Annotated in this window: 25 protein-coding genes; 9 read left to right on the plus strand and 16 right to left on the minus strand. The window is 66.4% G+C overall.

The annotated features are described in order from the left end of the window. Positions 1–121: 121 nt before the first annotated feature. From AC5Y4T_RS08240 to AC5Y4T_RS08275, 8 genes are read right to left on the minus strand one after another with little or no spacing between them, the layout of a single operon-like run. Positions 122–940, minus strand: coding sequence for an alpha/beta fold hydrolase (locus AC5Y4T_RS08240; RefSeq protein ID WP_499952625.1), 819 nt, complete (start codon positions 938–940; stop codon positions 122–124). Further along, positions 937–1926, minus strand: coding sequence for a cyclase family protein (locus AC5Y4T_RS08245; protein ID WP_499952626.1), 990 nt, complete (start codon positions 1924–1926; stop codon positions 937–939). The genes AC5Y4T_RS08240 and AC5Y4T_RS08245 overlap by 4 nt, the downstream gene beginning before the upstream one ends. Then, positions 1914–2741, minus strand: coding sequence for a coniferyl-alcohol dehydrogenase (locus AC5Y4T_RS08250; protein WP_499952627.1), 828 nt, complete (start codon positions 2739–2741; stop codon positions 1914–1916). The genes AC5Y4T_RS08245 and AC5Y4T_RS08250 overlap by 13 nt, the downstream gene beginning before the upstream one ends. Before the next feature lie 41 nt (positions 2742–2782). Beyond that, positions 2783–4084, minus strand: coding sequence for an LLM class flavin-dependent oxidoreductase (locus AC5Y4T_RS08255; RefSeq protein WP_499952629.1), 1302 nt, complete (start codon positions 4082–4084; stop codon positions 2783–2785). A gap of 2 nt (positions 4085–4086) precedes the next feature. Beyond that, entirely contained in the window at positions 4087–5814 is a 1728-nt protein-coding gene (locus AC5Y4T_RS08260) for an FAD-binding protein (protein WP_499952682.1), read from the minus strand. A gap of 8 nt (positions 5815–5822) precedes the next feature. Further along, positions 5823–6740 carry a 3-carboxyethylcatechol 2,3-dioxygenase gene (locus AC5Y4T_RS08265; protein ID WP_499952630.1) on the minus strand — a complete coding sequence of 306 codons (918 nt, stop codon included), beginning with the start codon at positions 6738–6740 and terminating at the stop codon, positions 5823–5825. Continuing rightward, a complete protein-coding gene (locus AC5Y4T_RS08270; protein WP_499952683.1) occupies positions 6688–8409 on the minus strand; it encodes a bifunctional 3-(3-hydroxy-phenyl)propionate/3-hydroxycinnamic acid hydroxylase in 1722 nt (573 codons plus the stop codon). The genes AC5Y4T_RS08265 and AC5Y4T_RS08270 overlap by 53 nt, the downstream gene beginning before the upstream one ends. Then, complete coding sequence (locus AC5Y4T_RS08275; RefSeq protein WP_499952631.1) at positions 8409–9272, minus strand: alpha/beta fold hydrolase; 864 nt, start codon at positions 9270–9272, stop codon at positions 8409–8411. The genes AC5Y4T_RS08270 and AC5Y4T_RS08275 overlap by 1 nt, the downstream gene beginning before the upstream one ends. Before the next feature lie 127 nt (positions 9273–9399). On the opposite strand from AC5Y4T_RS08275, the gene AC5Y4T_RS08280 reads away from it, so the two are divergent. The 4 genes from AC5Y4T_RS08280 to AC5Y4T_RS08295 all read left to right on the plus strand — a co-directional run bounded on the left by AC5Y4T_RS08280 (position 9400) and on the right by AC5Y4T_RS08295 (position 13874). Further along, entirely contained in the window at positions 9400–10077 is a 678-nt protein-coding gene (locus AC5Y4T_RS08280; RefSeq protein ID WP_499918775.1) for an IclR family transcriptional regulator, read from the plus strand. A gap of 14 nt (positions 10078–10091) precedes the next feature. After that, positions 10092–11708: an FAD-dependent oxidoreductase gene (locus tag AC5Y4T_RS08285; RefSeq protein WP_499952632.1), complete on the plus strand. Its 1617-nt coding sequence runs from the start codon at positions 10092–10094 to the stop codon at positions 11706–11708. Between the two features lie 59 nt (positions 11709–11767). Further along, positions 11768–12511 carry a class I SAM-dependent methyltransferase gene (locus tag AC5Y4T_RS08290; protein ID WP_499952634.1) on the plus strand — a complete coding sequence of 248 codons (744 nt, stop codon included), beginning with the start codon at positions 11768–11770 and terminating at the stop codon, positions 12509–12511. 112 nt (positions 12512–12623) lie between these two features. Continuing rightward, on the plus strand, positions 12624–13874 hold the full coding sequence (locus AC5Y4T_RS08295; RefSeq protein ID WP_499952635.1) for an HNH endonuclease signature motif containing protein: 1251 nt from the start codon (positions 12624–12626) through the stop codon (positions 13872–13874). Between the two features lie 200 nt (positions 13875–14074). Here AC5Y4T_RS08295 and meaB read toward each other — a convergent pair whose 3' ends face one another. Continuing rightward, positions 14075–14962, minus strand: coding sequence for a methylmalonyl Co-A mutase-associated GTPase MeaB (meaB, locus tag AC5Y4T_RS08300; protein WP_499918780.1), 888 nt, complete (start codon positions 14960–14962; stop codon positions 14075–14077). A gap of 223 nt (positions 14963–15185) precedes the next feature. On the opposite strand from meaB, the gene AC5Y4T_RS08305 reads away from it, so the two are divergent. Then, positions 15186–16070, plus strand: coding sequence for a proline iminopeptidase-family hydrolase (locus AC5Y4T_RS08305; protein ID WP_499952636.1), 885 nt, complete (start codon positions 15186–15188; stop codon positions 16068–16070). A 21-nt stretch (positions 16071–16091) separates the two neighbouring features. Here AC5Y4T_RS08305 and AC5Y4T_RS08310 read toward each other — a convergent pair whose 3' ends face one another. Genes AC5Y4T_RS08310 through AC5Y4T_RS08330 form a run of 5 tightly spaced genes read right to left on the minus strand, consistent with a single transcriptional unit; the run spans position 16092 to position 20389 of the window. Further along, the gene (locus AC5Y4T_RS08310; protein ID WP_499952637.1) at positions 16092–16862 is read right to left on the minus strand and encodes an enoyl-CoA hydratase/isomerase family protein; all 771 of its coding nucleotides are present in this window, start codon (positions 16860–16862) and stop codon (positions 16092–16094) included. Position 16863: 1 nt separating this feature from the next. Then, entirely contained in the window at positions 16864–17031 is a 168-nt protein-coding gene (locus tag AC5Y4T_RS08315; RefSeq protein ID WP_499952638.1) for a hypothetical protein, read from the minus strand. A 2-nt stretch (positions 17032–17033) separates the two neighbouring features. Then, positions 17034–18116, minus strand: a complete 1083-nt coding sequence (locus AC5Y4T_RS08320) for an acyl-CoA dehydrogenase family protein (RefSeq protein WP_499952640.1) — start codon at positions 18114–18116, stop codon at positions 17034–17036. Further along, positions 18103–19008: an acyl-CoA dehydrogenase family protein gene (locus tag AC5Y4T_RS08325; RefSeq protein WP_499952641.1), complete on the minus strand. Its 906-nt coding sequence runs from the start codon at positions 19006–19008 to the stop codon at positions 18103–18105. Before AC5Y4T_RS08325 ends, AC5Y4T_RS08320 begins: the two co-directional genes overlap by 14 nt. After that, positions 18986–20389: a class I adenylate-forming enzyme family protein gene (locus AC5Y4T_RS08330; protein WP_499952643.1), complete on the minus strand. Its 1404-nt coding sequence runs from the start codon at positions 20387–20389 to the stop codon at positions 18986–18988. The genes AC5Y4T_RS08325 and AC5Y4T_RS08330 overlap by 23 nt, the downstream gene beginning before the upstream one ends. Positions 20390–20515: 126 nt before the next feature. Between AC5Y4T_RS08330 and AC5Y4T_RS08335 the strand changes: the two genes are divergently transcribed. Genes AC5Y4T_RS08335 through AC5Y4T_RS08345 form a run of 3 tightly spaced genes read left to right on the plus strand, consistent with a single transcriptional unit; the run spans position 20516 to position 22494 of the window. Next, positions 20516–20854, plus strand: coding sequence for a 2Fe-2S iron-sulfur cluster-binding protein (locus AC5Y4T_RS08335; protein ID WP_499918796.1), 339 nt, complete (start codon positions 20516–20518; stop codon positions 20852–20854). A 23-nt stretch (positions 20855–20877) separates the two neighbouring features. Then, the gene (locus AC5Y4T_RS08340) at positions 20878–21192 is read left to right on the plus strand and encodes a hypothetical protein (protein WP_499918797.1); all 315 of its coding nucleotides are present in this window, start codon (positions 20878–20880) and stop codon (positions 21190–21192) included. A 33-nt stretch (positions 21193–21225) separates the two neighbouring features. Further along, positions 21226–22494: an amidohydrolase family protein gene (locus AC5Y4T_RS08345; RefSeq protein ID WP_499952644.1), complete on the plus strand. Its 1269-nt coding sequence runs from the start codon at positions 21226–21228 to the stop codon at positions 22492–22494. A gap of 14 nt (positions 22495–22508) precedes the next feature. Here AC5Y4T_RS08345 and AC5Y4T_RS08350 read toward each other — a convergent pair whose 3' ends face one another. Together AC5Y4T_RS08350 and AC5Y4T_RS08355 are read right to left on the minus strand one after the other, a co-directional pair. Beyond that, a complete protein-coding gene (locus AC5Y4T_RS08350; RefSeq protein ID WP_499952685.1) occupies positions 22509–23387 on the minus strand; it encodes a TIGR03620 family F420-dependent LLM class oxidoreductase in 879 nt (292 codons plus the stop codon). A gap of 20 nt (positions 23388–23407) precedes the next feature. Beyond that, complete coding sequence (locus AC5Y4T_RS08355) at positions 23408–24301, minus strand: SDR family oxidoreductase (protein WP_499952645.1); 894 nt, start codon at positions 24299–24301, stop codon at positions 23408–23410. A 164-nt stretch (positions 24302–24465) separates the two neighbouring features. Here AC5Y4T_RS08355 and AC5Y4T_RS08360 point away from each other — a divergent pair, with 164 nt between their 5' ends. Then, positions 24466–25371 carry a LysR family transcriptional regulator gene (locus tag AC5Y4T_RS08360; RefSeq protein ID WP_499949659.1) on the plus strand — a complete coding sequence of 302 codons (906 nt, stop codon included), beginning with the start codon at positions 24466–24468 and terminating at the stop codon, positions 25369–25371. Positions 25372–25398: the final 27 nt, after the last annotated feature.

Genomic DNA, 25398 nt, shown 5'->3' on the forward strand with positions numbered 1-25398 from the left:
GATCGAGGGGCAATGCCCGAATGCCGGGCGACTCGCGATACTCGGATGGGCTAGCGCGGGCGGTTGAGCTCCGCCTCGCAATAACAGCACGTGAGCCAATGACGAGGAGCACCAATGACCTTCAGACGGCGCCCAAGAAATCCATCAGCAGCTGGTTGACCACCGAAGGCTGCTCGATCTGGGGGCAGTGGCCGGCCTTGTCGACCACGACCGAACGGGCCCCGTCGATCTGTTTGGCGATCTCGGCGGCCCAGCCGGCCGGAAGGAGCTTGTCCTCTGCACCCTCGAGGACAAGCGTTGGCACGCCGATGCGTTTGTAGGCTCGTGTGGTCGACGGCGCCGCGGACGGCGTGGCGCCGGGGCGGCGAAACCTGGCCGCCGCCACGGCCTCCCATGCCCCCGGCGCTGTGCTCGATTCGTGGCGGCGGCGCACGTAGCCGTCGTCGGCTGGATAGCCGGAGTCGAAGAACAGCGCCTCGACGATGCGGCGCATGCCAGGCACCGTTGCGTCATAGTTCTGCAGCGCCTCGAAATGCTCGTTCTGCTGTATCTCCCCGCCGCCGCAGATAAGCACCAAGCTGTGCACCGGCAGTAATCGTGTGCCCGACGTGGCGTCGGTGAGCAGATTGATGGCGCCCATCGAATTGCCGACGAAGTGCGCAGAGTCGACGCCGAGCAGTTCGCAAAAGCGCGCCACATGCCGAATCCGCATGCCACGACCGTCGACGAAGTCGATGACCTTGGCGGACTGCCCAAACCCCAGCTGGTCCGGCGCCAGCACCCGGTAACGGGCGGCAAGCGCTTCGATGTTGCGCTCCCACCCGAGCTCGGCGCCGGCCCCGAACTCACCGCCGTGCAGCAGCACCACCGGATCGCCTTCGCCGGCTTCCAGATAGCTGGTGGTCAGCCCGTCAACCGAGATGGTTCTTCGTTGCATCATTTGATCGCGATCGGGTTCACCGGTGAGCCCACTGCCCCAACGAATCTCAGCGGCGGTGCGATGAGCTGGAACTCGTAGACGCCGTCGGCTGCGCAGTCGGCTGCCAGAGCGGTCAAATCCCAGTATTCACCGAGCATCATGCCCATGTCCCGCAGCGTCAGCAGGTGGAAGGGCAAAAACACACCGTCGACCCCGGACACCGGGTCTTCAACTTGGAGGTTATCGGCAGCGACCGCGGCGATCTCGTGATCGTGCATCCACTGCGCGCATCGCCAGTCCAGGCCCGAATACCGTTCGGTTTTGTTTCCGGTCTGCAGATACCTTGTCCACCAACCGGTTTTGATGAGCAGGATGTCACCCCGACCGATCGTCACATCCTGTGCGCGGACGACATCGTCCAATTCCTCGGGGGTGATGGGATTTCCGTGCTCCAGGAACACCTCCGCGCCCCGGTGGCGCACCAGGTCCAGCAGCACACCGCGGGAGGTGATGCCCTTACCGTCGACCTTCTCGATGCCGAGATGCCGTGCGCCGAGGCTGGTCACCGAACCGGCCGGGATACCGTTGTAGAGCTGGTCGTCGTAGTAGACGTGCGACAACGCGTCCCATTGGGTGGCCGCCTGCAACGGCATGATGATCATGTCGTCGTTGAACCGGAACAGGTTGTCGACGAAGTACGGGCCCATCTGCGCCGCCGTCGGGTTCCGTTCCCAATCCGGCCCGTACTGGGCCAGCGTGCTGGCGTCACCGCCGTCCACCGTCATGACGTGGACCGGGTTGTGCCGAAAACCGAAGGCGCCCTGCGGCCCCGACGAGCCGAAGTCCACGCCGAGGGGAAACACTTTGCCGTGCCGGACCAGGCTTGCGGCCTGGGCGATCTTGGCCTCGGTGATGAAGTTCAGTGTGCCGAGTTCGTCGTCATCACCCCAGCGGCCCCAGTTGCTGACGTCGCGGGCGGTCCGGCGAAAGTCGGTCACACTGGCCACTGGACACGCCCTTCCTCGAGTTCACGCGCGATTGCGGCGCCCACGTTTCCGCCGTCGACCCACACCACTTGGCCCGAAATATAGCTGGCGGCATTGCTATTCAGGAAGAGCAACACCGCGGCCTGCTCGGCGGGTCCCGAGACGCGGCCCAGCGGCTTGGGAATGTCGTCGAGGAAGCCCTGTCCGTACGCCGTACGCAGCTGGTCCAGGATCGGTGTCTCGGTGACCCCGGGGCCGGTGCAGTTGATGCGGATTCCCCGCGCGCCCAGCGGCATGGCGCTGCGCATGGTGTACAGGATGATCGCTTCCTTGGACAGCTGATAGCCGGTGCCCAGCGCGTCGGGATGCTCACGGCACCAGTCGATACCCTCCTGCATCGTCGCCGTATTCAGCAGCGGCGCCACGTCTCTCAGGTGCTCCCGATACGCGGCAGCGGCGAGAGAGGACACGCCGACAATGGAGGACCCCGCGACCATCTTCGGGATCAGTGCCTCGGTGAGGTGACGCATCCCCAGGAAGTTGATGGTCACCACGAGTGGCGGATCGCCGATCCCGGACGACACGCCGGCAACATTGAACAGCGCATCGACCCGACCCGTTACCCCGGCTACCGCCGCGTCGATCGATGTCCGATCTGCCAGGTCGACCTCATGGAATTCGTCGATCGCGAAGTCGGGTCGCCGTTTGTCGAGTCCGACGACTTCGGCCCCAAGCTCGGTGAGCTGCCGCACCACGTGTTCGCCGATGCCGGAAGCGCATCCCGTCACCACGGCACGGCGGCCGCCGTAGCGCCACAGCTCGTCGATCTCTCCCAAGGCTCGCCTCGAAATTCTCCCGGCTCAGATGCCGTCCGGCCCTACCTCTGCTGTTCCTTTGCGCGCTGCGCGGCCTGCACGCGGCCTTCGTTTATCTCCGCCATGGCTTCGGGGATCTCGCTGGCGGTGAACTTACCGCCGCGACCGGTCGGGAGTCCACCGAACGAGTAATCCTCGTCGAATTGCGGTGCGGTCGACTTCGGCCGGCGCGCCTCCACCTTTTCGATGACGGGCTCCAGCCGTTTCACCTTTTCCGCCACGGCCTTTGCGTCCCGCTCGATGAATTCGGGGAGCACCTCTTTGCCCATCAGCTCGATGGATTCCATGGTGCCCTCGTGGCTACGGGGGTTGAGCAGCAAGATGATCTCGTCGACGCCGCTCTCCTCGTAGCCGCGCAGGAACTCGCGCACCGTGGCCGGCGAACCGATCGCACCGCGGCCGGGCCCGTACGCCAGCGTCGGATCCTTCTCCACCTCTTCGAGGTAGCGCTGCCACACGCCGGTCCGTCCCGGCGTGTGTACTCCGGTCATGTAGTAGTGCATGATCCCGAACGAGAAGAATCCGCCGCCCTGCCCGAGGCGCTGCAGGGCCTGCTCATCGGTCTTGGCCACCATCATCGACAGGTCACCGCCGATCGCCAGGATGTTGGGGTTGATCTGGGGAGTGACCGGGACGCCGTTCTCCTCGAACTCCTTGTAGTAGCCGTTGACGCGCTCGGTGAGCGGTCCGGGACCGGTGTAGGCGAAACTGAGTGCGCCGATCGCCTTTTGGGCCGCCATCTGGACGCTGGCCGGCCGCGTGCAGGCGACCCAGACCGGCGGGTGCGGCTTCTGCAGCGGCTTGGGGACGACGTTGCGCGCCGGCATCTGGACGTGTTCGCCGTTGAAGCCGGTGAACGGCTCCTCGATCATGCACCGGATCGAGACCTCGAGGGCCTCTTCCCACTGCGCCCGCTTGTCGGCGGGGTCGATGTTGAATCCGCCGAGTTCGCCGACCGACGACGATTCCCCGGTGCCGAATTCGACGCGGCCGTTGGAGAGCAGGTCGAGGGTGGCGATGCGCTCGGCCACCCGGGCGGGGTGATTGACGATCGGCGGCAGGTGCATGATGCCGAACCCCAGCCGAATGTTCTTGGTCCGCTGGCTGGCCGCCGCCAAGAAGATCTCCGGTGCCGTCGAGTGGCAGTACTCCTCGAGGAAGTGGTGCTCGGTCAACCACACGGTGGAGAAACCCGCTTTGTCCGCGGCCTCGACCTCGTTGAGACAGTCCTGCAGCAGGACGTGTTCGTCGTCGGGCGCCCAGGGTCGCGGCAGGGCGAATTCGTAGAACAGTGAGATTTTCATCGTTACCTCCTATGAGTATTAAGGGCTCGGTTGGCTGCTTGGTCCGCAACGTGTTTCGCGGCGACATAGCCGAAAGTCATGGCCGGGCCGATGGTCGCCCCGGCACCGGCATAGCTGCGGCCCATCACCGGGGCGGAGGTGTTACCCACCGCGTACAGGCCGGGCACCACGCTGCCGTCGGCCCTCAGCACGCGGGCGTGTTCGTCGGTCAGCAGGCCGCCCGAGGTCCCGAGGTCCCCGAGCACGATCCGGAAGGCGTAGTACGGAGGATCACCAAGCGGATACAGGTTCGGGTTGGGCAAGGTGTGGTCGCCGTAGTAGTTGTCGTACACGCTGTCGCCGCGGTTGAAATCGTCGTCGTGGCCCCTGCGGGCGAGTTCGTTGAAGCGGCTGGCGGTTTCGGCAAGCTGGTCGGAGGGCACGCCGATCTTGGCCGCCATTTCGTCCCACGTCCTGGCCGCTTTGACGACGCCCGATTCCAGCCAGGCCGGCGGGATCTTCCGGCCGGTGGGAACCGGCGCTCCCGGAATCTTGGGTATCGGCAGGTGTCCTCCGACGACGTAGCGGTTGAACGATCTGTGGTCGGTGATCAGCCAGCACGGGATGTGGGTGACGCCGGATCGCTGGCCCTCGATCATGGCGTGACCGAAGTCCATGTAAGGAGCCGCCTCGTTGATGAAGCGCTTGCCCGCACCGTTGACGATGAACTGCGCCGGCATCATCCGTTCGTTGAGCATGAACTGCATGCGGCCATCCGGCCACTGAATCGCAGGGAACCACCAGGCTTCGTCCAGCAGATCCGTTGCGGCACCGATTTTCTGGCCGGCGCGGATGCCATCGCCCATGGCCGCGGGATTGCCGAAGCTCCAGTCCTGATCCACCTCGGGCAGGAGCTCCTTGCGCCAGGCGAGGTCGTGGTCGAATCCGCCGGACGCCAGGATGACGCCCCGTCGTGCGCCGATCCGCTGTGGCGTGCCCTCCCGTTCCACCACCGCACCGGTGACCGACCCGTCGGACTCGGTCAGCAGCTGGACCATCGGCGACTCCAGCCAGAGCGGAATGCCGCGTTCGCGCAGCGCCAGCCGGAGCCGGGCCGCCAGCGACTGCCCGATCGCGGCCATCCGCTCACCGAACACCCTCGCCCGGACCATTCGCCCAATCAGCTTCAGCAGCACTCCTTTACCCGTCCAGGACTGCCTGATCCGGTAGAACTGACGGAGCTCCTTGGGCCCCAACCAGATTCCCTTCGGCGCCAGGGCCAGGGGCTGCAACAGCTTCTGCTCGTCGGGGCCCAGCTTCCGCAGGTCGATGGGCGGCACGTTGATGGTGCTGCCCAGTTCCGAGCCGCCGGGAAGCTCCGGGTAGTAGTCGGCATAGCCGGGCTTCCACACGAATTCGCACCACCCGGACAGTTGCTCCAAGAACTGCAGCATCTGTGGTGCGGACTCGACGTACTGCCGCAGCCGCGCCTCACTGACCAATCCGTCGGTGATCAATTTGAGATAACCCACAACGTCCTCGGGTGAGGGCACATAGCCCTCGCGCCGCTGTGCGGGGGCCCCGGGCACCCAGATGCCGCCGCCGGACAGGGCCGTGGAACCCCCGAAGTACGACGACTTTTCGATCACCAGCGTGTCGAGGCCGGCGGCGTGGGCCGTCAGCGCGGCCGTCATGCCGCCACCGCCGGACCCGACGATGAGAACGTCGACGACGTGATCGAAACCGTCCAGTGCGGACGTCACTTCGGAAGTGCCGTTCTGATGGCGAAACCGGCGATCAGTTCGGGCGCGGGTTGGTAGAACCGCCCGCTGATTTCGTACGGTCCCGCCGATTCCAGCGCCTCGAATGCCGCCACCCAGGTGCGGATCTCGTGCGCGGAGCTGCCGCCCTCATGGGCGACGAACGAATTCGACCACCCATCCAATTCGGCGAGTCGCCCGCCGTCGATGATGTCCAGGAATCGGTGATCCCATGCGGGGTTGAGTGCCTGCAGGTCGCTCTCGCCGGCGGCGAAGCTTCTGGCCGCGTCGATGACGGCGGCTTGGCGGGCGTGCCGCTGTTCGGGCGTCATCGGGCGGCCGTGCACGATCCGCTCCAGCATGGGTGCGGGCGCGGTCGCCAGGTTCGGCACCGGCGGGCTGTGCGAGAGCCCGCCGGATCCCAGGATGAGCACTCGCTTGTCCAGGCTGGCAAGGTAATTGCCGACGGCGGCGCCGAGCGCGCGGCAGCGATGCATCGGGCCCAGCGGCACGCCGATGGCGTTGACGAAGATCGGTATCACGGGACGCGATGTGGCGTCGCCGAAGAGCTTCTCCAGCGGCTGGATCGTGCCGTGATCTACATCCATGCTGGCCGACACCGCGATGTCGACGCCCGCGTCGAGGATCGCCTTCGCGCACTCGGTCGCAAGCGTCTCCGGCACGTTCAGCGGACCGGCGTGGGTGCCGTAGTCGCCCACCCCCTGGGCGCTGGTGCCAATGCAGAAGGGCGGCATCACCTTATAGAAGAAGCCGTTGTAGTGATCCGGTGAGAAGCTGACCACGAGTTCGGGGTCATACTCTTCGACGAAGCTTCGGGCTTCCGCGATTGCGCCCTCGATGTCGTCAAGCAGGTCCCGCGACGGCCCCGGAAGATTCAGGAGAGGGCTGTGCGACATACAGCACAGAGCCAGTGCCACTTTGTAGATCACCCCCTCGCGGCGTAAGTGTGAGTGCGTCCAGGAGCGCGGCACTCAGGTCGGGCGCGCGCTGAGCGATGCAGGCACCCGCGATGCATCGGTCGGGGCGCAAAAACAGCACCGAGTCCGAGTGCGTGTCGAACCAGGACTTGAGGCCGCCGTGCCGATCACCGACCACCACCACGTCGGGGTCGTCGTGTCCGGCCCAGTGCAGCTGGGTCGCCGGGCGCAGCGCAAAGAACCGGGCGCCCAGGGCTTTCCAGCTCGCGAACGCCACATCGCCGAGAATCTTGCGGGGGTTGTTGTTCCAGCACAGCACGGCGAACCACGAACCGAGCACGTCGTCGAGCAACACGTCCTGCTGGTCGCGGGTGTCGACGCGCGGCTGGACGAACAGCGTGCCCACCGGCGAATCGGTGCACCCTGGCGCGGCGTGCACGACGGCCCCCTGCTCGTAGCGCGGCATCGGCTTGAACCGCATTTCCAGCACATAACGCTTGAGCGACGGGACAATTGACGCCGACCGCACCAGGAGATCGCGCGCCGCCGCCACGCGGCGGTTGGTCGGCGAGATCACCCGGCCCACCATGGTGGACAGGTCGATCATCGCGCGGGCATGCTTGCGGCGTTCCACGTCATAGGTGTCCAGGAGCTTGTCGTCGGCGCGGCCGCTCACCACCGCGGCGAGCTTCCAGCCCAGGTTCGCTGCGTCGCGGATCCCGCTGTTGTACCCCTGCCCCTGCCAGACCGGCATCAGGTGGGCGGCATCGCCGGCGAGCAGCAGCCGGCCCTGGCGGAACGCACCGGCGATCCGCGAGTGGTGGGTGTACACCCGGCGCCGGATCACGTCGACCCGGTCGGGGTGGGGCACCATCCTGGCCAACATCTGCGTCAGGAACGCGGGATCTTCGGCCTGCTCGTCCGTCTCATGGGCGTGAATCATGAACTCGAAGCGGCGAATTCCGTGAGCGATCGAGATCGAGGCATACGGGCGTTCGGGGTCGGCACCGACCTCGCTGTTCGGGTGCCCCAGCGGGTCGTTGGCGATGTCGACCACCAGCCACCGGGTCGGCGACGTCGTTCCGTCGAACGACACGCCCATCACCCGGCGTGTCATGCTGCGGCCGCCGTCGCACCCGACCACATAGCGCGCCCGCACGCGTGAGTCACCGTCGTTTTGGGCGCCGCCACCGAGCTCGACGGTCACCCCGTCGCCGCCCTCCCGGCATGCCGTCATCGGACGCCCCCACCACACCTGGACGTGTTCGAATCGGTCCAGGCCGGTGAGCAATTCGGCGTCGACGAGCGGTTGGACGAAGCCGTTTCGTTTCGGCCAGCCGAAACATGCGTCAGGAGGGGCCATTTCGGCGAGCACACGCCGCTTGGCGTCGACGAACCGCAGAATCTGATTTGGCACGGTATGCGGCAGCACCCGGTCGGCGAGTCCGATCGACTGGAAGGTCCGCAGCGCCTCGTCGTCCAGGCCGACCCCGCGAGGGTAGTCGATCAGGGTGTCCCGCTCGTCCACCACCACCGTGCGAATGCCCTGCAGGCCAAGGATATTGGCGAGGGTCAAACCAACCGGGCCCGCGCCCACCACCAAGACGTCCGTCTCGATGTCAGCAAACTCCTGCCCCGGTGCGACCATCACCGGCCCAGCAGAAAGTCGAGATGCAACTGATTGAAGGTCTTGGCGTCCTCGTACTGCGGCCAATGGCCGCAACCGGGCATCACCTCGAAGCGCGCACCCGGAATCATCGACGCCATCCGGCGTCCTTCCGTCACGTCCGCGGTGGGGTCGTCACTGGTCCACAGCACCAGCGTCGGGGCGATGATCGACCCGTATTCGTCCGGCCCGAGGATGTTGCGTGCGCGAATCTCCGGATCCTGCAGCGCCATGATGTCGCTCATCGCGGAGACGAATCCCGGTTGCCGGTATACGCGTTGGCGGCTGGCGACCAGATCGTCGTAAGACTTGGACTTGTCGGCCATCAGCCATTTGATGCGCGCTTGCACCGTTTCCCAGGTCGGGTCCTCGGCGGCCGCCATGGACAGCGTGATGATCCGCTGCATCACCACGGGATCGGCCTGAGATCCGCCGGCGGTGTTGAGCACCAGTCGCTCGACGACATCCGGATGGTCGACCGCGGCGCGCGCGGCCACCCAGCCCCCGAGCGATTCGCCGCTGAGGTAGGCACGACTGACACCGATGGTGCGCAGCACCGCCATCAGATGCTCGACGTAGTGGACGACTTCCAGCGGATGCCCCGGCTTGTCGGTGTACCCGTGACCAAGCATGTCGATCGACCACGTCCAGAAATGCTCGGCGTGCGCACCGAGGTTGCGTACGTAGGCTTCGGCGTGGCCGCCGGATCCGTGCAGCATCATCAACACGGGCTTGCCGGGATCGCCGGCGCGCAGGTAGCGGGTCCGTATTCCTCCCGCATCGAGGTAGCCCTGCTCAAACGCGACGCCCTGGAGATCGCTCCAGATGCTCTCGAACTCCGCCACGGTGCTGTCCGGCCTCCAGTTCGGGGGAAATCTCGTTCTCGTTTTCTGCCTACGCCGTGTGCTAATATCGCACACTAATGTGCGTTATATATAGAGCTTCGCTCTCGTGGGAAGGTCTGTCAAGGCTGTGACTGGGTCCGGTACCGGTTCTCAGACCCTGGCCAGGGGCTTGACCGCGCTGCAGATGGTGGCGGATTCCCCCGGCGGGCTGACGGTGCAACAACTCGCCGACCAGGTGGGGGTGCACCGGACCATCGCCTATCGATTGCTGACGACGTTGGCCGAGTTCCGGCTGGTGGCCAAGGGGGAAGACGGCCGCTACCGGCCGGCAGCGGGCCTGGCCGCGCTCGGCGCTTCCTTCGATCGCAATGTGCGCCAAGTGAGCCTGCCGACGCTGCGCGCCCTGGCCGATGAGCTCGGCACGACCGTGTCCTTACTCGTTGCCGAAGGCGATCAGCAGGTGGCGATCGCGGTGATCGTGCCCAGCCATGTCGCCTACCAACTCTCCTTCCACGAAGGCAGCCGGTACCCGCTCGACCGCGGCGCCGCCGGCATCGCCCTGCTCGCCTGCATGCCTCCGCGGCCGGGCGAACGCGAGCTGGTTTCCCGCGCGCGGCAACGCGGTTGGGTGATGACCTACGGCGAGATCGAACCGAACACCTACGGCCTGGCCGTGGGGGTACGCCGCCCGGCGCCGTCACCGCCGACGTGTATCAACCTCATTTCCCACCGAGAAGACGTGGTGATGCGCGGAAAAGACGCGGTCGTCAAGGCCGCCACGCAGTTGTCGGAGCTATTGAGCTGAAGGGATAGCAGCCCATGTCATGGGACCACGAAGTCGACGTCGTCGTGCTCGGCAGTGGCGGCGCCGGCCTCACCGCAGCGCTGACCGCCGCCGTCGCGGGAGCCTCGGTGGCGGTCTACGAAAAGGCTCCGACCGTCGGCGGCACCACCGCCGTCTCTGGCGGCATCGTGTGGATCCCCGCCCATAACCGTTCTGCCGACGGCGAATTGACGCCCGCCGATGCGTTGCGCTACCTGCGCGCCCAGTCGCTGGGATCGATGGACGACGAGCTGGTCGAAACGTTCGTGCGCACCGGGCCGGCGATGCTCGATTTCATCGAGGCACACAGCGGTCTTCAGTTCGAGATTGCGACCGGCTTCCCCGACTACCGTCCCGAACTACCGGGCGGGCAGCCGACGGGGGGCAGGTCGCTGAGCGCATCCCCCTTCGATCTGGCCCAGCTCGGCGAATGGGCAACGCGGATAACGTCTTTCCCGGCGGACTGGTCCAACGTCGGTTTCGATGCCGAGACTCGGGCGCGCCTGCACGCGGCGATCGACGAACGAACCAGCCATCTGTGCGTCGCCGGCACAGCACTGATAGCCGGGCTCCTCAAGGGCCTGCTGGACGCCGGGGTGACCCCACACACCAATGCGCGGGCCGAAGGACTCATCGCCGAAAACGGGGAAATCACCGGGGTGCGCGTGGCCCTGCCGGATCGGATGATCAGTGTTCGCGCTCGGCATGGCGTCATCTTGGGCACCGGCGGCTTCGAGTGGGATCCCGCACTGACACAAGCCTTTCTGCGCGGCCCCATGCACGGCGCCGTCTCGCCGCCCAACAACACCGGCGACGGTTTGCGCATGGCGATGGAGCACGGGGCCGACCTGACCAACATGGGCGAAGCGTGGTGGGTGCCGATCGTCCAAATCCCGGGCGACACCATCGAGGGCAAGCCGCGCAGCCGCAGCGTGCGGCTGGAAAGAACGCGGCCCCGCAGCATCATCGTCAACTCGGCCGGCCGGCGCTTCGTCAACGAGGCCTGCGATTACAACTCGATGGCCGGCGCCTTCCATTACCTGGATCCTCGCGGCGGCTACGTCAACGACCGCGGATGGATGGTGTTCGATTCGATTCACCTGCAGCGCTACGGTTTTCTCGGTATTGAGCCGGGCCAACCGGTCCCGGACTGGTTCTGTGAGTCGGCGGACCTCACCGAGTTGGCCGCCAAGACCGGCATCGACGCCGACGGTCTCACCCGCACCGTCGAAAACTGGAACCGCCATGTGGCTGCCGGCGCAGACCCCGACTTCGGCCGCGGCTCCAGCGCTTACGACGGCTACTGGGGCGACGACAGCGCGACCACCCCGGCCGGTAAGACGCTGGGCCCGATCGACACCGCCCCGTTTTACGCGGTTCCGGTGAGCATCGGCGCGATGGGCACCAAGGGTGGACCGCGCACCGATCACGACGCCCGGGTTTTGCATGTCAGCGGCGAGCCGATACCGGGCCTTTTCGCCGCGGGAAATGCGATGGGTGGCGTGACCGGGCGGGCCTACGGCGGCGCCGGCGGAACACTGGGTCCTGCAATGGTTTTCGGCTACCGGGCGGGCCACGCGGCGGCCACCGGGAAGTCGATCGACCTGATTTAGTCGAAACCGGCGGCCGCCGATGCTGGCGTATTCGAACCCCCTTGCGTCATCCTGAGTTGATGGTCGCCTACGACCGGATCGGTGCTACCTATCGCAGCACTCGTCGTGCCGATCCGCGGATCGCCGCGCAAGTGCATGCCGCGCTCGCCACGATGGGCACGGTCGTCAACGTTGGGGCAGGAACGGGCTCCTATGAACCGGCCCAGACGGTCGCCGCGGTCGAGCCCAGCATGGTGATGATCGCGCAGCGTCCCGTGGGAGCAGCGCCGTGTGTCCAGGGTATGGCGGAGGCCTTGCCACTGCGCGACAGGTGCGTTGACGCCGCGATGGCGATGCTGACAGTGCACCACTGGCATGACCTGATGGCCGGAATCGACGAATTGCGCCGCGTCGTGCGCCACCGGATAGTCGTGCTGACGTGGGATCAATCCGTGATTGAGAAGTTCTGGTTGCTTAGCGAATACCTGCCCGCCGCCGCTCGGATCAACGAAGAGCTTCATGTTCCAATCGCGCGACTTGTTGAGTTACTGGGAGGGGCGGAGGTGCACACGGTGCCCGTACCACATGACTGCACCGACGGATTCGGTGCCGCCTATTGGCGTAGACCCGAGGCCTATCTTGACGCCACCGTCCGCGCGGGTATTTCCATGTTGGCGTATGCGGATCAAAGCTCGCTGGACGACGGCCTGGCCCGGCTCGCGGCCGACCTGCACTCGGGAAGATGGCAGCAGCGGCACGTCGATCTGCTTGAGCAACAACAACTCGACGCCGGCTACCGCCTGCTCGTCAGCGATTGCGGTTAATGCAAAGCTTCCGATCAATCCTCGTAAATCTCACCAGCTTTCGGGTGGGCCGTGGTGGGACCTCGGGCGGCTGCGCGCCGGTTTTGTCGGTGGTGGCTGCGATGATGGGGTCATGTCTTCGAACGCATCCGCCGGCGTCGTGGTGGCCAGTCCTAAAGAGCGTCTTGAGGTGTTGTTCGAGGAGTTGGCGGAGTTGACCGGTCAGCGCAACGCGATTGATGGGCGCATGGTGGAGATCGTGGCCGAGATCGAGCGCGACGAGCTGTGCGGCATGACCGGCGCGCGGTCGGTGCCGGCGTTGGTGGCTTGGAAGACCGGCTGCTCGCCGGCCAACGCCCACACAATCGCCACCATCGCGGGCCGGCTGCAGGAGTTCCCGCGCTGCGCGGCGGGCATGCGGGAAGGTCGGCTGTCGCTAGATCAGGTCGGCGTCATCGCGGCGCGCGCCGGGCAGGGCTCGGATGAGCATTACGCGCAGCTGGCGTCGGTGGCCACGGTCAATCAGCTGCGCACCGCGGTGAAGCTGGAACCCCGACCTGACCCCGAACCGCGGCCCGAGCCCGAGCGGTCGATCACCGCGACCACCAGCGAGCACGGCAGCTGCTATCGGATCACACTTGGCCACCTGGATGCAGCGAAGTTCGACGCGGCGTTGGCGTCTCATCGGGATGCGCTGATCGCCCAGTGGAAACGCGATCACGGCGAGGGCGCGAGTGCTTCAGGTCAGCGGCCCCCGTTGCCGAACACTGGTGAGGCGTTTATGCGCCTCATCGAGGCGGGTTGGGACGCCGAGGCGGCCCGCCGTCCACACGGGCAGCACACCACCGTGGTGGTGCACCTCGACGTTGAAAAGCGTGCGGCGGCATTGCATCTGGGTCCGCTGCTGTCCGACGCCGAGCGCCGCTACTTGATGTGTGATGCCACCTGCGAGGTGTGGTTGGAACGTCACGGCGAGGTCATCGGCTCAGGTCGGTCGACCCGCGTGATCAACCGGCGGCTGCGCCGCGCGCTCGAGCACCGCGACCGCACCTGCGTGGTGCCCGGCTGTGGGGCCACCCGCGGTCTTCACGCCCATCACCTGCGGCACTGGGAAGACGGCGGCCCCACCGAGTTGGCCAACCTGGTACTGCTCTGCCCTTATCACCACCGCTTGCACCATCGCGGCATGATCACCATCACCGGACCCGCCGGCGCGCTCACCGTCATCGACGACGCGGGCCGAGCACTAAGCCCGGGATCGCTGGCGCGCCCACCAACCACACCCCCGCCTGCGGTGGCGCCGTGTGCGGGACCTACCGGCGAACGCGCCGACTGGTGGTGGTACACACCCTTCCAACCCCAACCACCACCCACCAACAACTAGGGAACTTGCCGCCGCCGGTAATGACTAGCACAGGATCAAAGGCCCAAAAGTGTCGAGGCATCAAAAGATTCGTTCACGACTCGCACAGCAATGCCGACGTGTACGCTAACCCGAACCAAATTGGGTCCAACTGATCTGCCTGACCCTCAACTCAGGGCGACCGCAGGGGACGCACGTCCCCCGATCGGGGCAGGGGACGGTCAGTCCGTTTGAGTCGCGGCAGGTGAGATCAGCTGATCGGCAGCCGTGTACGGGTCCTGTTCGCCGTCGACGACCGCCTCGGCCAGCCGGTCGAGATCGGGCTGGGTACGCAGCCGGGTTTGCGCCAGCGACAGAATCTGGGCCCGGGCTCGGGCCAGCCTGCGGGCGCGGCTGTCGGTGCGGCGGTGGTCCTCGATCGCGGCCATCAGGTCTTCGATGCCCTCGCCCCGGGCGGCGATCAACGAAACGATGGGGGCGCTGGTTTCGGCCCGGAGATCCCGAACCGTCTGTTCGGCACCGTCCCGGTCCGCCTTGTTGACCGCCACGATGTCCGCGACTTCCAGCACGCCCGCCTTGGCGGCCTGAACCGCGTCGCCCGCACCGGGATTGAGAATGACGATGGTCGGGTCGGCGACCGCGGCGATCTCGATCTCGGACTGCCCCACCCCCACCGTCTCCAGCAGGACCACGTCGTAACCGATCGCGCCGAGCAGCCGGATGGCCGCCGGAACCGCGGCCGCAAGGCCGCCCAGATGCCCACGGGTTGCCACCGACCGGATGAGTACATCGGAATCGTTGATATGCGCGGCCATTCGAATTCGATCGCCCAGGAGCGCGCCGCCACTGAACGGGGACGACGGGTCCACCGCCAATACCGCCACCCGGAGGCCGCGTCCGCGGTAGGCGCTGACCAGCGCGCCCACCGTCGTCGATTTTCCCGCGCCCGGCGGCCCCGTGATGCCGACGACCGGTCCCATGCCGTCCGGTGCGGGACCGATCGTCGCCAAGACCTCGTCGCGCTGCTCGCTCTCCACGAGGCTGAGGAGGCGACCGGCGGCGCGGGGAGATCCATTGCGCGCGCGGGCAATCAGATCAGCGATGATCATGTACGCATTATGGTGCCGCGACCTCGATCACCGTCGCCGAGCCCACTCCACCGGTCGGCTTCAGACACGGGCCTTCTCCAGTTCAACCAGCAGGTGCCGAACTTCAAGAGCGATCCACGCGTTCATGAGAACCATATTCTCTCATTGCGAGAGTACGGGTCGCAAGGAGCGGCCCTCGCCGCAGCCCACCGCGGGTGGGCCACGATTGCCTACACTGCTGCTGATGACGGACGCGACGACTGCGCCGGAGGGGACGATCGCAGTCCCGGGCGGCAACGTGTGGTTCAAACGGACCGGTGGGGGTCCGGGTTTTCCGCTGCTCGTCATTCACGGCGGCCCGGGACTGCCGCACGATTACCTGCGGTCGCTGGGGCGGTTGGCCACGGAGCGCGAGGTCATCTTCTGGGATCAGCTCGGCTGCGGAAACTCGAAATGCCCACCCAACCGCGGGCTTTGGACGATGGAGCGCTCGGTGGCCGAGATGGACGCCGTGGTGCGAGCCCTGGATTTGGACCGCTTCCATCTTTTCGGCAATTCGTGGGGCGGGATGCTGGCCCAGCAGTATGTGCTCGACGTGGCACCGCCCGGCGCCGCGAGCCTGACCATCTCGAACAGCATCGCCTCCATCCCAGCGTTCGCGAACATAGTGGCGCGCTTGAAGTCCGAGCTAGACCCGGCCACCCAGGCCGCCATCGACCAGCATGAAGCCGCCGGCAGCACGCACGCGCCCGAATATCAGGCCGCCATCCGCACCTGGAACGAAACCTACCTGTGCCGGGTACGGCCGTGGCCGCGAGAGCTCGAGGATGCGTTCCGGAACATGGGCGCCGAAATCTTCGAGACCATGTTCGGCCCCAGCGACTTTCGCATCGTCGGGACGATCCGCAACTGGGATGTGTTCGAGAGGCTCCATGAAATCGCCGTCTCCACACTGGTGATCGCGGGCAGGTATGACGAATGCGTGCCCGAACACATGTGGGATATGCACCAACGCATTCCTGGCTCGCGCTTCGAGCTGTTCGAAGCCAGTGCCCACATGCCCTTCATCGAGGAGCCGGACAAGTTCGACTCCGTGATGCGCGATTTCCTGCGCCGGCACGACGCCTGAGGACGGCCGGCGGCAACGACCTCAGTTCTTCTTTGCCGCGTTGAATTTCGCGACGTTGGCCCGGAAGTCCTTGGTGACGAACGACTGACTTTCGGCAGAGAGTGCGTAGTCCAGGCTCGCGAGCACGGCCCGCTCCAGATGAATGTTGAGCACCCGCTTGGTGCTCTCCACCGCCTGCTGCGGAAGTTCCAGAATCTTTCTGGCGGCGGCGATCGCCTCGGCAACCGGGTCGTCGACCACATGGTTGGCCAGGCCGAGCTCGACGGCGCGCTGCGCCTTGATGCGGGTGCCGGTGAGGGCGAATTCCTTGGCCAGCAGCAGGCTGATGTGCAGTGGCCAGGTCAACGGTCCACCGTCGGCGGCCACCAGCCCGACTTGCACGTGCGGATCGGCCAGGTAAGCGTCCTCGGCGATGTAGACGATGTCGCTGAGTGCCACCAGACTGCAGCCCAGGCCGACGGCGGGACCGTTGACCGCCGCCACCACGGGAATTCGACAGCGGGCCATGCCCAACACGATCTCGCGCCCGTCCCGGATCGTCTTGGCGCGCAGCTCGGCATCGTTCGCCAGCTCTTCCAGATACGTGAAATCGCCACCCGCCGAGAACGCTCTGCCTGCGCCGGTGATCACCGCGGCACGGGCCGTGGGGTCATCGGTCAGTCGCTGCCACAACCGTGCCAGTCCGACGTGCAGGTTGTCGTTGACGGAGTTGAGCGAATCCGGCCTGTTGAGCGTGATGATGCGCAAGGCAGCGTCGGCCTGAACGTCGATTTCGGTGGGCATGTCGTACACGTCAGACTCCTTCAATGGTCGTGACCCGCTTCACCCGGGCTTCGCCCGCGCTCGCGATCACTCCTTCAATGGTCGTGACCCGCTTCACCCGGGCTTCGCCCGCGTTCGCGATCACTCCTTCAATGGTCGTGACCCGCTTCACCCGGGCTTCGCCCGCGCTCGCGATCACTCCTACAATCCCAAGATTCGTGAAGCGATGATGTTCTTCTGTATTTGTGATGTTCCGCCCATGACGCTCTGCGCCCGGCTGTACAGGTAGGCGCTCAGCAGGTCGGGATCGCGAGTCCCCGTAACGGCAAGGGCCGCGTGCCCGACGGATTGCTCGACCCACGTCATCAGCAGCTTGTCCAGCGAACCTTCCGAGCCGTGCGATACCCCGTCGAGCTGCTCGGACAGCCGCCGCCGCACGTGATGGGTCAGCATGTCCGACTGAACCGCGGCCCACGCCAACTCTTCGGGCACTTCTCCGTCGTTGCGCGACAACAACTCTCGAACGAGCTTGCCGTAGCGGGCCGCGTAGCCGAGCGTGGACGGCTCACGCTCATGTCCGACGACGGTCATGGCCACCGCCCAGCCATCGCCGGGAGCGCCGACCATCCGGTCCGCCGGCACCGTCGCATCATCGAAGAACACCTGACCGAATTCGTTGGTGACCCCGTTGATCATCTGCAGCGGGCGCTGTTGCACGCCAGTCTGTTTCATGTCGAGAACGAAAGCGGACAGGCCGCGGTGGCGCTTGGCCTCGGGGTCGGTGCGGGCCAGCAACAGGCACCGGTCCGCCACATCGGAATAACTGGTCCAGATCTTGTGCCCGTTCACCACATAGTTGTCACCTTCGAGGCGAGCGGTGGTGGTCAACGACGCGAGGTCCGAGCCGGCGCCCGGTTCGCTGAAGCCCTGACACCAGCGCTCGGTGCCGTTGATGATGCCGGGCAGGAAGCGCTTCCGGAGCTCATCGCTGGCATGAGCGCCGATGCCGTACACCAGATATCCGACGCTGGGGCGCGGGGGCGCACCGGCACGCACCAACTCCTCGTCGACGATGACGTCGTAGACCGGTGCCAGGTCTTGGCCGCCCCAGTCGCGCGGCCAGGACAGGCCGAAGAATCCGTTGTCGTACAACGCGCGGTGCCAGTCGGCCATGCGCACCCAGTACTCGTCACCCGAGCCGGAGTACTCCTTGGCGTGCGCGGCAAGCCAGGTGCGCAGCCGCTCCCGGAAGGCGGCTTCATCGGGTGAGTCACGAAAGTCCAAGATCGATCTCCTTCAACGCGACCGGCCACAGCTCGGTCGATGTGAGGGCCCGGCGCAGGTAGACGTGCACCACGCATTCCCAGGTGTTGCCGATACCGCCGTGCACCTGGATGGCCGTCTCGCAGACGGTGCGGGTGGCGCGCTCGCAGTAGACCTTTGCGATTTGGGCGGCCCGGTTGGCTTCGGCGGCGGCAAGCTCGTCCACCGCCCACGCGGCATGACGCAACACGCTCACCGAACCCTCAATCAGCGCAAGGCTTTCGGCCAACAGGTGTGCGATGGCCTGATATGAGCCGATCTGCTTGCCGTACTGTTCACGGATTTTCGCGTAGTCACAGGCGACGGCGTGTGCGCCCCGGGCGATGCCGACCAAGTCGGCCGTCGTGGTGACCAACGCGAGGGCCCGCCATTGTGCGGCGACCTCGGGCGACACATCGCCCAACGGCTCCGGCGCGCCGGCGATCGTTCCGTCGGCCCGCGTGAGGTCGACGCTCTGCGGCGACACCTGCACATCGACGGCGAGGACCGAGCCGCCCGAAAGCGACAGGGCGCGCCGCGCGCCGCGGGCGTCGATCACCCGATCGTCGAAGGCGACGGTGGCCGCGGACACGTCCGCACCGACGTGGCGGCCCAGATCGTCGGCGAGCACCGGACCGAGAAACGGCGTGTCAACCAAACGGCGCCCGAATTCCTCGGCCACGATGGCCACCTCGACGCCGGATGCGCCGTCGGAACGCAACGACCGCCACCCGGTGTTCTCGATCTGCTTGTCCAGGCGGGCAATTCGAGCCTGGTCGTCGAGATCCTGCACCGTGGCCGGCCCGAGATCGTCGGCCAGCTTGCCGGCGGCATCGCGTAGTTGCCGTTGTTCAGCTGTCAGACGTACATCCATGGCGCTCCTTCAGCACTCGGCGCAGCACCTTGCCGGAAGGCAGGCGGGGAATTTCGGGGACGAACACCACCCGGCTCAGATGTTTATAGGTCGCCAGTTTGTCGTCCACCATGGCGGTCAATTGGGCCGCATCGACGGGACCGGACGTCGCCACCGCGGCGACGACGGCTTCGCCGTTGAGCCCGTCGGGGATGCCGAACACCGCGCAGTCTTTGACGGCCGGATGGCCGTGCAGCACCGTCTCGATTTCGGCGGGCGCAACCTGGAAGCCGCGCACCTTGATCATCTCTTTGAGGCGATCGGTGATTCGCAACCATCCGCCGCTGTCGAGCCAGCCGACATCCCCGGTGCGGTACCACCCGTCACGGACCGCCTCGCCGGTCGCTTCGGCCGGCAAGTATCCGGCCATGAGCGACGCCGACCGGGCCTGGATCTCACCGACCTCCCCCGGGCCGACCGGCTCGCCGGTCTCCAGTGAAACGACTCGTAGGTCCACGCCCGGCACCGCCCGTCCGACGGTGTCGAGCCGCGGCCGATCGATCGGATTACACGCTACGACAGGCAATTCCGTGGTTCCGTAAGCCGGAAGCCAACGCACTCCGGCGCGCCGGGTCACCGCCTCTGCGACATGGGTGCTGACCGGCGTGGCCCCCCACATGATGTAACGCAGCGAGGACAGATCATAGGACTCGAGGTCGGGATGCGAGGCCATCGCCAGCGCGATGGGTGCGACCGCCATTTCTACTGTGATGCGGTCACTTTGGATGTGCTGCAGCATCCGGTCGATGTCGAACCGGCGGTGCAGCCGCACACAGGCGCCGACCTTGAGGGCGGTCAGCAGGTTCAACAGTCCCAGGATGTGTGACGGCGGTGTCGCAACCTGGATCCGGTCCTGGTGCGTCAGTTGCAACGCTTGGCGCCAATGCCGCACCGCCTCGCCCAGCGAGGCGTGGGTGTGCCGAACGGCTTTCGGCAGCCCCGTGGTGCCGGAACTGAACACCAGCGCCGCGTCGTTCGTGGGCGGCGCGCCGAGGGCTATCGGCTCCGCGGGCGCGACCGGATCGTCCAGGTGCAGCACCGGCATCAGACCGGCCAGCACCGGTTGGTCCCCGACGGCGTGCTCGGGGTTGGTCAGCGCGAGCGCATGGGCGACCTCGTCGCGCTTCCACGCGGGGCTGATGAGCACGGCGGTGGCCGCCAGTCGCCAGATCGCCAGCACCACGGCGAGGAACTCCGGCCGATTCGACGCCATCACGGCGACGCGTTGACCCTGGGTGACACCGTATTTTGCCAGGTTAGCGGCCCACCCGTCGGCCAGCGCGTTGAGTTCGGGCGCGCTGAATCGCCGTTCCTCGAACGCGAGCGCCGCCGGCTCGGTCACGTCCTGTCCTTCCCTGACAGACCGGGCTGACCCGACATCCATACAGTCTTGAGAAGATGCTGTCGCTTTGTGAGAATAATATTCTCTATACTGAAGAATGCAAATACGTGAGAGGGGGCGGTCGCAGTGACGATCACCCGGACCATCGAGGGGACCTCGCGGGTGACAGATCCGGCAACAAACGGCTCCAGCGCCGGAACGGTGACGATTCATCTCGACCGCAAGAAGGTATCGGTGCCCATCGTCCCGGGCGAGACTCTCTTGGAGACCGCGCGACGGGCCGGGCTAGAGCCCCCCTTCAGTTGCGAAGCCGGCAACTGCGGTACGTGCATGGCCAAGCTCGAAGACGGCCATGCCACCATGCGGGTCAACGACGCTCTCGAGGAGGACGAGGTCGCCGAGGGTTACATTCTGACGTGCCAGGGCGTTCCGGATACGGACTCGGTCACGGTGCGCTACGAGTAGCAACCAGAGAGGTGGCGGCGACGATGGCCAAGGGCATCATCCTCGTGGAAAGCCGACCCAGTTCGCCCGAGCGCGAACAGGAGTACAACACCTGGTACGACGAGGTGCACCTGGGTGAGCTCGTCGCCCTGGACGGATTCGTCTCGGCGCGCCGGCTGCGTCCCGTTGACGCCGACGGACCCTATGTCGCCATCTACGAGATCGAGGGCGACGACCTGCAGGCGATCCTGGACAACATGATCGCCAACGCGGGGCAGTTGCACATGTCGGACGCCCTGCAGCTGGATCCGGCGCCCATTCCACGACTGCTCGAGACCACCACCGAGCGCAGCGGCTGATCGAATTCGGGCTGCGCGGGAGAGGACTGCTTGATGAAGGTCGATGACCTGATTTTGGTGAGCATCGACGACCACGTGGTGGAACCACCGGACATGTTCGTGCGGCACGTGCCCGCCAAGTACCGGGACGAGGCGCCCGTCGTCGTCACCGACGACAAGGGCGTCGACCAGTGGATGTACCAGGGCAGGCCGCAGGGCGTGAGCGGACTCAACGCCGTGGTGTCCTGGCCGGCCGAGGAGTGGGGCCGCGATCCCGCCGGTTTCGCCGAGATGCGTCCCGGCGTTTACGACGTCCACGAACGCGTCCGGGACATGAACCGCAACGGCATCCTCGCGTCGATGTGTTTCCCAACGTTCACCGGCTTTTCGGCCCGCCACCTCAACATGACGCGCGAAGACGTCACCCTGGTGATGGTGTCGGCCTACAACGACTGGCACATCGACGAATGGGCCGGGTCCTACCCGGACCGCTTCATCCCGATCGCGATCCTGCCGACCTGGACACCCGAGGGCATGTGCGCCGAGATCCGCCGCGTCGCCGCGAAGGGCTGCCGGGCGGTCACCATGCCGGAACTGCCGCACCTGGAAGGACTTCCGAGCTACCACGACGAGGACTACTGGGGACCGGTGTTCCGGACGCTGTCCGAGCTGAACGTGGTGATGTGTCTGCACATCGGCACCGGGTTCGGGGCGATCAGCATGGCGCCCAACGCCCCGATCGACAACTTGATCATCCTGGCCACCCAGGTCTCGGCGATGTGCGCCCAGGATCTGCTGTGGGGCCCGGCGATGCGCAACTACCCCGACCTGAAATTCGCCTTCTCCGAAGGCGGTATCGGCTGGATCCCCTTCTACCTGGATCGCAGCGACCGCCATTACACCAACCAGAAATGGCTACGCCGCGACTTCGGTGACAAGCTGCCCAGCGACGTCTTCCGCGAACACTCGCTGGCGTGCTACGTCACCGACAAGACGTCGCTGAAGCTGCGCCATGAGATCGGCATCGACATCATCGCCTGGGAGTGCGACTACCCGCACTCGGACTGCTTCTGGCCGGACGCGCCCGAGCAGGTGCTCGCCGAGTTGAACGCTGCCGGGGCCGACGATTCCGACATCGACAAGATCACCTGGCAGAACTCGTGCAAGTTCTTCGGATGGGACCCGTTCGCCCGGACCCCTCGCGAGCAGGCGACCGTCAAGGCCTTGCGCGCCAAGGGAAGTGACGTGGACGTGTCGATCCGTTCGCGGGCAGAGTGGGCGCGGCTGTATCAGGAAACGCAGCTCGCGCCGTCCAACTCTTGAGGCCCGAACGTCGACTAGCCTATCAGCGCCGAAGCCAGCTCTTCGAATTGTCCTATGCCGGCGGCAAATTCACCGTCAATGGACGGAAGCAGCGCGATGTGATCCGCACCCGCCGCCAGGTGATCCCCCACCTTGGCCGCGATGTCCGCCGGATCGCCCTGCGCGACAAGCGCATTGACCAGCCGATCGCTCACATCGTCGATGTCACCAGCCGGGTAGCCCAGCTTCTCCAGCCTCGACGCGTAAGACGGCAGGCCCAGTCTGGCGGATACCGCCTCGCGCGCGGCCTCGATGTCGCGCGCCACCGACAGGCCAACGACCAGGAGCTTGTCGGGTCCGAGCGCCTCGCGGGCCCGGGCGGTGAACTCCGGCGGCATCCCGCCGGGGAATGCCCCATTCGCCTTATCGCCGGCCAGCGCAAGCATTTTCGGCCCGTTGGCCGCGACGATCCGGGGATAGGGCGCGTCGGGTGCCGGCGGCCACGTCGGGCTGTCCATGGCCTCCAGGTAGTCGCGCATGGTGGCCAGCGGACTGCCGAATTCGCGGCCGACGCCGGCCGCCTGCTCCGGGTAGCCGACGCCTAACCCCAGCGCGATTCTGCCCGGATACGCCTGCGCCAGTTGGGCGGCCGCGGCGTGCATGGTCTGGGCCGGCCGCGCCCAGATGTTGGCGATGCACGTGCCGAAGGTCATTCGGTCGGTGGCGGATAACAGCACGCCGAGCTGCACCAAGGCGTCCTTGCCGATGACCTCGTTGGTCCAGACAGCGCCGTACCCGGCGTCTTCCAGACGGCGCGCGGCCTGCCGCAACAGGTCGGCCGGCGGTGTGCTGGTGAACGATACGGGCAGACACACCCCGACCGGGCCCAGCGCCTGGCGTGCCGAGGCGATCACCGAGTCAGTCACTGTTGCGCTCACTCGCCGAAGTAGTGGCCGGCATCGAGGTCCTCGAGCAGCCCCGGTTGCTCGGGGTGCCAGTCAAGGATCTTCTGCGTCAACGCATTCGACGTCGGATTGTCCAGGGAGGCGAATAGCGCGAGAAAGCCGAAGTGGCCGGCATTTTCGGCGGCGATGCTGGACGTCGGCACGTCCAGGTGACGACCGATGACCGCGGCGATGTCGCGGAACGGCACACCCTCATCGTCGACGCCGTGCAAACGCGTTCCGGCGGGCGCGTTTTCGAGCGCCAGCCGGTACAAGCGTGCGGCGTCGAGCGTATGCACACCCGGCCAGCGGTTGGCGCCATCGCCAAGGTAGCCGGACACGCCGGTCTTGCGGGCGACGTTGATCAGGTGGTGGGCGAAGCCATGGTGATCGAGGTCGCTATGCACCAGCGGGGCAAGGCGGATCACCGACGACCGAACCCCTCGCTGGGCGAGCGCGATCACCGCGTTCTCGGAGTCGACCCGCGGTCCGGATGGCAGCGTGTCCTGCTCGGTGGCAACACCGCCCTGCCCCAACAGTGCAAGCAGCAGAGATCCCGAAGTGCTGACGAACGGCCGATCGGAACCGACGAGTGCTTCCCCGAGGGCGCGCACGGCGCGCAGGTCCGTCTCGGCCGCGCCCGCGAAGTCGTCGAAGTCATGCTTGAAGGCGAGGTGGATGACGCCGCCGGAGGCCGCCGCCGCGGCGCGCAGGCCGTCGAGGTCGTCGAGATCTCCCCGTCGGGGTGTCGCCCCCGCGGCGTGCAGGGCGGCGGCGCCCGCGTCCGACCGCGCCAATCCGGTGACCTGGTGCCCGGCATCGAGAAGTTCGGTGACAACGGCGGAGCCGATGTGACCGGTCGCGCCCGTGACAAAGACGTGCATGAGGGTTCCCTTCTGGTCGCCTGGAGGTATGCCATCAAGTCAATGGCGACCGGATGGCGGTGTCCAAGTCCTGTTTCATATCGCGCCATGCAATTCAGGCATCACGGCACCTCACCAAGCCTTCTGCGGCGTGTAGCAGGGCGAGATCGCATTACACTGGGCGCATGACCGACTCGGCATCGCCGGTAGTGGACCTCGACCTGCGGCTGGTGGGTTACTTCGTCGTCGTCGCCGAGCATCGGCACTTCGGCCGGGCCGCCTCAGCGCTACGTGTCGCGCAGCCGTCGTTGAGCCGCCAGATCCGCCGGCTCGAGCAGCAACTCGGCGTCCGCCTGTTGGACCGCACCCCGCAGGGCACCCGGCTCACGGAGGCGGGCGAGGTGTTTCTGCCCCGGGCCAAGGCGCTGCTGCGTTCGGCAGCCCAAGCCACCGCGCAGGCGCGAGCGGCCGCGCAGCCCAGCCGGATCACCATCGGCTACACGATGGGCATGATCGTCACACCCGCGGTGCGTGAGATGCGCCGCGAGCATCCCGAAGCCGATGTCCAAGTCACGCATTTGGATTGGGACCAGGCGCTCGACGCGTTGCTCGGCCATCGGGTGGACGCGGTGGTGACCCGGCTGCCGTTTCCGACCGAAGGGCTGCACGTGACGATCCTGTACGACGAACCGCGGGTGCTGGCGATACCAGTCGACCATCGCCTGGCCGGCCGGAAATCGGTCACCCTCGACGACATCGCCGACGAACCCATGCCGCGGGTGCGGCATTCGGATCCGGCCTGGAGCGCCTTCTGGCGCATCGATCCGCGACCCGACGGCCGCCGAGCACCCGATGGCCCGTTCATCGAGGCGCTAGAGGACAAGTTCGAACTCATCGCCTCGGGGCAAGCCGTGGCGATCACGGCGGGCGTCTACGGCAACGGTGTGCGGCCGGACATCACCACGGTCCCGCTGGAAGGGGTCGAACCCAGCCATGTCGTATTGGCCTGTCGCGCTGGGGATCGCAGCCGTCTGCTGGCGGCCTTCCGCAAGATCGCCGAGGCTGTGCTTACCGGGCCTGCGCAAACCTGAGCGGCGCGCTACTCGGGCTCCGGCGCC

It is taken from the genome of Mycobacterium sp. NGS11 (genome assembly GCF_059813315.1).